Source organism: Pelomonas sp. KK5 (genome assembly GCF_001984095.1).
GTDB lineage: Bacteria > Pseudomonadota > Gammaproteobacteria > Burkholderiales > Burkholderiaceae_C > KK5.
Genome location: NZ_LYVQ01000310.1, coordinates 1 through 5,854 on the forward strand (window position 1 = coordinate 1; position 5,854 = coordinate 5,854).

5 protein-coding genes and 1 pseudogene are annotated in these 5,854 nt (G+C 70.7%); 4 read left to right on the top strand and 2 right to left on the bottom strand.

From position 1 onward, the window contains the following. Nucleotides 1-322, top strand: a pseudogene (locus tag B0W88_RS33910) (hypothetical protein); the annotation flags it as partial. After that, the gene (locus B0W88_RS28980; RefSeq protein WP_077038013.1) at nt 315-2,339 is read left to right on the top strand and encodes a UvrD-helicase domain-containing protein; all 2,025 of its coding nucleotides are present in this window, start codon (nt 315-317) and stop codon (nt 2,337-2,339) included. The pseudogene B0W88_RS33910 and the gene B0W88_RS28980, both read left to right, overlap by 8 nt. On the opposite strand, the gene B0W88_RS28985 is transcribed toward B0W88_RS28980, so the two are convergent. Further along, entirely contained in the window at nt 2,326-3,201 is an 876-nt protein-coding gene (locus B0W88_RS28985; protein WP_083749149.1) for a DMT family transporter, read from the bottom strand. The genes B0W88_RS28980 and B0W88_RS28985 overlap by 14 nt on opposite strands. A 58-nt stretch (nt 3,202-3,259) precedes the next feature. After that, nucleotides 3,260-3,895 (bottom strand): LysE family transporter, encoded by a 636-nt coding sequence (locus B0W88_RS28990; protein WP_077038014.1) that lies wholly within the window; start codon nt 3,893-3,895, stop codon nt 3,260-3,262. 113 nt (nt 3,896-4,008) lie between these two features. Between B0W88_RS28990 and B0W88_RS28995 the strand changes: the two genes are divergently transcribed. Continuing rightward, on the top strand, nt 4,009-4,809 hold the full coding sequence (locus tag B0W88_RS28995; RefSeq protein WP_077038015.1) for an ABC transporter substrate-binding protein: 801 nt from the start codon (nt 4,009-4,011) through the stop codon (nt 4,807-4,809). A 28-nt stretch (nt 4,810-4,837) separates the two neighbouring features. Next, the coding region (gene radA / locus B0W88_RS29000; RefSeq protein WP_077038017.1) for a DNA repair protein RadA at nt 4,838-5,854 on the top strand (1,017 nt) is incomplete at its 3' end.

Genomic DNA, 5,854 nt, shown 5'->3' on the forward strand with positions numbered 1-5,854 from the left:
GCGAGCGGCGCGCACGGCGATGGCCGAAGAAGGCCCGCTGTGGCGCGACAGGCTGCAGGCCCGCCTCGCCCCGCTGCTCGCCTCGGCGCCGGCCGGTGGCTTCCTCAGCCTGCCGCTGACGCCGCTGCTGGAGCCGCTCGATGCCGGGCGCGCCCGCCAGCTCGCCGAGGCGCAACGCGGCCTGCTGGCCCGCCGCATCGAGGCCGCCCTGCAGCGCCGCCGCCCCGAGGACCGCCCGAGCACGGCCCAGTTCCGACGCTGGCACGAGGCCTACGGCGCCTTCCTCCAGCAGGCAGGGTATCGTCGCGAGCTTCATGCATGACGATTCCCCTTCCCATTTCTCCACGACCGCCTTCACACCGACCGACGAGCAGCGCGCGATCCAGCGCAGCTCCGAGCGCTCGCTGCTGATCGAGGCCGCCGCCGGCGCCGCCAAGACGACCACGCTGGCGCTGCGCATCGCCCAGGCGCTCACGCTGGGCGCCGACCCGCGCAAGGTCCTCTGCCTCACCTTCACCGACACCGCCTGCGGCGCGCTGCGCGAGGCGCTGCGCTTCGTCGGCGTGGACCCGCAGGCGCTGCGCCAGCTGCGCATCGACACCTTCGACGGCTTCGCCGCCGGCGTGCTCGCCCAGGTCGAGGCGAACAGCGAGCGGCCGGTGCGGCAACTGCGCACGCCCGAACAGGCCGCGCCCTTCGTCTGGTCCGCGATCGAGGCGGTCAGCGACAACCCGCACGAGCACCACCCGGACGACCTGCAGCTGCCCTCCTACGGCAGCGGCAGCTATGTCGGCGACTTCCTGCGCCACAGCGCCGGCATCAAGGGCCGGCTGCTGCTGCAGCTGAACCCGCCCGAGTCCGGCAGCGACACGCCGGACTACGCGATGGAAGACCTCGGCATCGACTACACGCTGCTGCGCGTGCTGCGCCGCTACGAGGCGCTGCGAGTGGACGAGGCGCGCGGCCAGGCCAACTTTCGGCTGCCGCTGGACGCCACCTACGACCTCGCCTGCCAGCTCAGCGGCGAGGACGCCGACCTGGCCCCGCCGCTGGGCCGCTGGCGGGGCGTCTTCGTGGACGAGCAGCACGACTGCAACGAGGCGATGTTCACGATCCTGCAGGCGCTGCTCGCCGACCCGGGCGTGCACTTCGCCACCGTCGGCGACCGCGACCAGGTCATCCACGCGCACAACGGCGCCGACGCCCGCTTCATGGGCCGCGAGCTGGACGGGCGGCTGAACCGCAAGCTGCGCCGCCTGCCGCTGACCCGCAGCTTCCGCTACGGCCCGACGCTGGCGCGCTGGATGGGCACGCACGCCGGCAAGACCATCGCCGCGGCCGACGAGCGCGCCACGCAGATCGTGCGCGTCGACTGCGCCGGCCCGGCCCCGACGGCGGCGGCGGTCATCGAAGCGGTGCAGGCCTGGCGCAGCGAGCAGCGCAAGAACGAGGTCTACACCAGCTGCGCGGTGCTGCTGCGCCATCCCTCGCAGTCGGTGCTGGTCGAGAACGCGCTGCACCGCGCCCGCATCGCCTACCGCTGCGACGGCTTCACCACCTACCTGCAGCGGCCCGAGGTGCTGTTCGTGCGCACGGCCTTCGCCGTGGCCAGCGGGCGCCTGGACACGCTGGGCGGCGCGCGCACCCGCGCGCTGATCCCGGCCGCGCTGTTCGAGATCACGCAGACCCCGGTGCTGCGCGAGGACGACAAGAGCTACCGCGACGCCGCCGCCTTCCTGAAGGAAGCGGCACTGCAGGCGGCCGACAGCGAGCAGGTCGTCGCCGCGATCTTCAACGAGCACATCCTGAACTGGGCGCCGAAGCCGGTGCAGCAGCGACTGCGCCGGGCCATCGCCGTCGTCGAGGCCCAGCAGTCGGGCTGCCGCTTCGCCGACTTCATCGCCGCGCTGGACATGCCCCGCTTCGCGATGGACGCCTTCGTGGACGCCGAGCGCCGCCAGGAGGTGCAGCGCCACATGGACGGCCTGCTCGCCGCCGCCGAGCAGGAGCACGAGGAAGGAGCGCTCGCCTTCTTCAGCTTCCTGCAGCAGCTCGACGAAGAGGACGAGCAACGCCTGGCCGGCATCGCCGAGGGCCGTACCCGCTCCAACAAGGCCAAGGTGCCGGCCATCACGCTGGCCGCCGCGGCCCATGTGAAGGGCCTGGAGTTCGAGCATGTGCTGCTGCCCTTCCTGGCGCGCGGCGTCTTCCCCGAGGCCGGCGCCGACGAGCAGGACGAGCGCAATCTGTTCTACGTGGCCGCCACACGCGCGCGGCGCAGGCTGACGCTGCTGGCCGATGCCGAGCGGCCGAGCGGCTTCCTCGTCAACGTCGCGTAGCGATCCAGACGCAGCCCAGGCACAGCGCCATGCCGGCCAGCGCCAGCACGGTCGGCTGCCAGCCCTCGAAGGCCGCCGAGATCACCAGCGCGATCACCGGGATCACCACGCTGGTCAACGCCGCGCCGGCCGGGCCGCGCCTCTGCATCAGCAGGAAATAGAGGACGAAGGCGGTCACGGAGCCGAACAGCGACAGGTACAGCAGCGAGAGGACATAGGGCGCGGTCGGCGCGAAATGCAGGCCCTGGCCGGTGGCCAGACTCAGCACGGCGAGGAAAACCGCCCCATAGCCCATGCTGCCCGCCAGCACCGGCACCAGCGGCAGGCCGCGGCCGGTGAGCTTCAGCGTCAGCACATTGCCCACACAGGCCGCGAACACCGCGAACAGGCCGATCGCCGTGCCGTATCCGGCACCAGGCCGCGCGCCGGTCGCGGCGATCTCGGGCCAGAAGATCATCACGACGCCGGCGATCGCGCCCGTCGCCGCGACGAGGAAGCGGCGCGACACCGGCTGGCCGAAGAAGACCCGGCCCGAGAGCGCATTGCCTGACACCATCAGGCAGAACAGCACGGCCACCAGGCCGCTCGGGATGTAGCGCTCGGCCTCGTAGACCGACCAGTAGTTGCCGCTGTACTGCACGATGCCGGTGGCCAGCATCAGCAGGTGCGCCGAGGCCGGCAGGCGCAATGAATCGCCGCGGTACTTCGCGAAGGCCGCCAGCAGCAGCGCCGCCAGGCCGAAGCGCCAGGCCACCGAGTTCAGCACCGGCACGCCGCTGTCCAGCTGGAACAGGATCACATGCCAGGTGCTGGCCCAGATCAGCGTGGGGCCCCAGAAGAGCCAGCGGGTGGAGATCGTCATGGCGGGAAATGAAAAGGCCGCCTGACGGCGGCCTGTCGAAGAAGGAAGGGCGATTGTCTCAGGCTGCCCGCTTGAAAGTTGCCAGCAGTGCGCCGGCAGCGATGAAGAGCGTGCCGAAGGTGCGGTTCATCAGCTTGATCTGCTTCGCCGAGCGCAGCACCGACAGCACCCGCGCGGCCAGCGCGGTGTAGCCGGCCATCACCACCGCATCGGTGAAGGCCAGCGTGCAGGCGATCACCGTGTACTGGTGTGGCAGGCTGGCCTGCAGGTCCAGGAACTGCGGCACCACGGCCAGCAGGAAGACGGTGCCCTTGGGGTTCACCGCGTTGATCATCCAGCCGCGCATCACCAGCTGGCGGCGGGTCACCTGAACTTCGGCGTTAGCGGGGTCGGCGGACACCATCGGCACCGCCGGCGCGCGCCACTGCTGGATGCCCAGCCAGGCGAGGTAGGCCACGCCCGCCCACTTGACCATGGCGAAGGCCAGCGAGGAGGCCGCGATCACCGCGCCCAGGCCGGCGCCGACGACGACGATCTGGGTCAGGATGCCCAGGATCAGGCCGAAGGTCATGAAGTAGCCGCGGCGGAAGCCGTGGTTGAGGCCCGCGGTCATCGCGGCGATGGCGCCGGCGCCGGGCGAGAGACTGATCGCCCAGGCGGCGGCGAAGAAGGTGAGCCAGACGGGGAATTCCATGACGGTGCTGCAGTGCGGATGTCGAACGGGGGTCCGGGGTTTTAGCACAGGCGGCCGGCATTCGGCACTAACGGGGATATTCGACGGTATCCGTGGACCTAGACTGCGCGCACATGTCACGCCTGCTCGTCCTCTGCCTCTCCCTGCTGCTGCTGCCGGTCTGCGCATCGGCCGCCCCGCAGCAGACGACGCGGCCGGTGCTGGTGCTGGCCTTCACCGAACTGGCCCCGTGGCTGACCCACGAGGGCCCCTCGTACACCGGCGCCTACACCGAGATCGTGCGTGAATTGGCCCGCCGGGTGGACCACCGGCTGGAGATCGAGGACTGCCCGCTCAAGCGCTGCCTGGTGCAACTGCAGCGCGGCACGGCCGACCTGATCATCGGCCTGCGCCAGACACCGGAACGCGCCCTGCTGCTGCAGTTCCTGCAGACGCCCTACCGCCTGGCCGTGGCGGATCGGGTGTTCATCGTGCGCAGCGGCGAGTCCGCTCGCATCCAGCGTTATGACGATCTGCTGGGGCCCCGCATCGGCGTGGCGCCGGGCAGCAGCTACTTCACCCGGTTCGATGCCGACCACCGGCTGGCCAAGGAGTCCGCCCCCAGCAACGAGATCAATCTCCAGAAGCTGCTGCTGGGCCGCATCGACGCAGTGCCGATGCCCGAGGACCAGGCCCTCGTGCTGATCCACCGGCTGAAACTCGAGCACAAGGTCGAGCCGGCGCGCTACCGCGTGTCGGAACCCAGCAGCCGCTCAATCGCGGTCTCGCGCGCCTCGGTCCAGGCCATGGTGCTGCTGCCCAAGCTGGAAGCCGCGATGCAGGCGATGCGCCGCGACGGCACGCTGGCCGCCATCTACGCGCAGCACTACTACCGGCGCTACGGGGTGGGGCGGCAGCAGATCAAGGTCGAGTGACGACGACGGCGGCATGGACAATGGCCTCATGGCCAAGGACAAGACCCTCTTCACCTGCACCGACTGCGGTACCACCAGCCCCAAGTGGCTGGGCCGCTGCCCGGGCTGCAATGCCTGGAACACGATGATCGAAGGCCCGGCGGAAGCGCCGGGCAGCGGCGGCAAGAACCGCTACCAGGCGCTGGCCAAGAGCCAGCCGGTGGCCACGCTCAGCGAGATCGAGGCGACGGACTATGACCGCGCGCCCACCGGCCAGGAGGAACTGGACCGGGTGCTCGGCGGCGGCATCGTGGCCGGTGGCGTGGTGCTGATCGGCGGCGACCCGGGCATCGGCAAATCGACGCTGCTGCTGCAGGCGATCGACGACCTCTCGCGCCGCATGACGGTGCTCTACGTGACCGGCGAGGAATCGGGCGCCCAGATCGCGATGCGCTCGCGGCGGCTGGGCCTCAGCGGCGCGCAGGTGCGCGTGCTGGCCGAGATCAACCTGGAGAAGATCCTGGCGACGATCGAGGTCGAGCGGCCCTCGTTCTGCGTGATCGACTCGATCCAGACGATCTACAGCGAGCAGCTCACCTCGGCGCCAGGGTCGGTCGCACAGGTACGCGAGTGCGCGGCGCATCTCACGAGAACCGCCAAGGGCAGCGGCTGCGCGATGGTGCTGGTGGGCCACGTCACCAAGGAAGGGGCGCTGGCCGGCCCGCGCGTGCTGGAGCACATCGTCGACACGGTGCTGTACTTCGAGGGCGACACGCATTCGAGCTTCCGCCTGGTGCGGGCGATCAAGAACCGCTTCGGCGCGGTCAACGAGATCGGCGTCTTCGCGATGACCGAGAAGGGCCTGAAAGGCGTGGCCAACCCGAGCGCGATCTTCCTGTCCACGCATGGCGAACCGGTGCCGGGCAGCTGCGTGCTGGTGACGCTGGAGGGCACGCGGCCGATGCTGGTGGAGCTGCAGGCGCTGGTGGACAGCGGCGGGCCCAGCGCGCGGCGGCTGTCGGTCGGCCTGGACCGCGACCGGCTGGCGATGCTGCTGGCGGTGCTG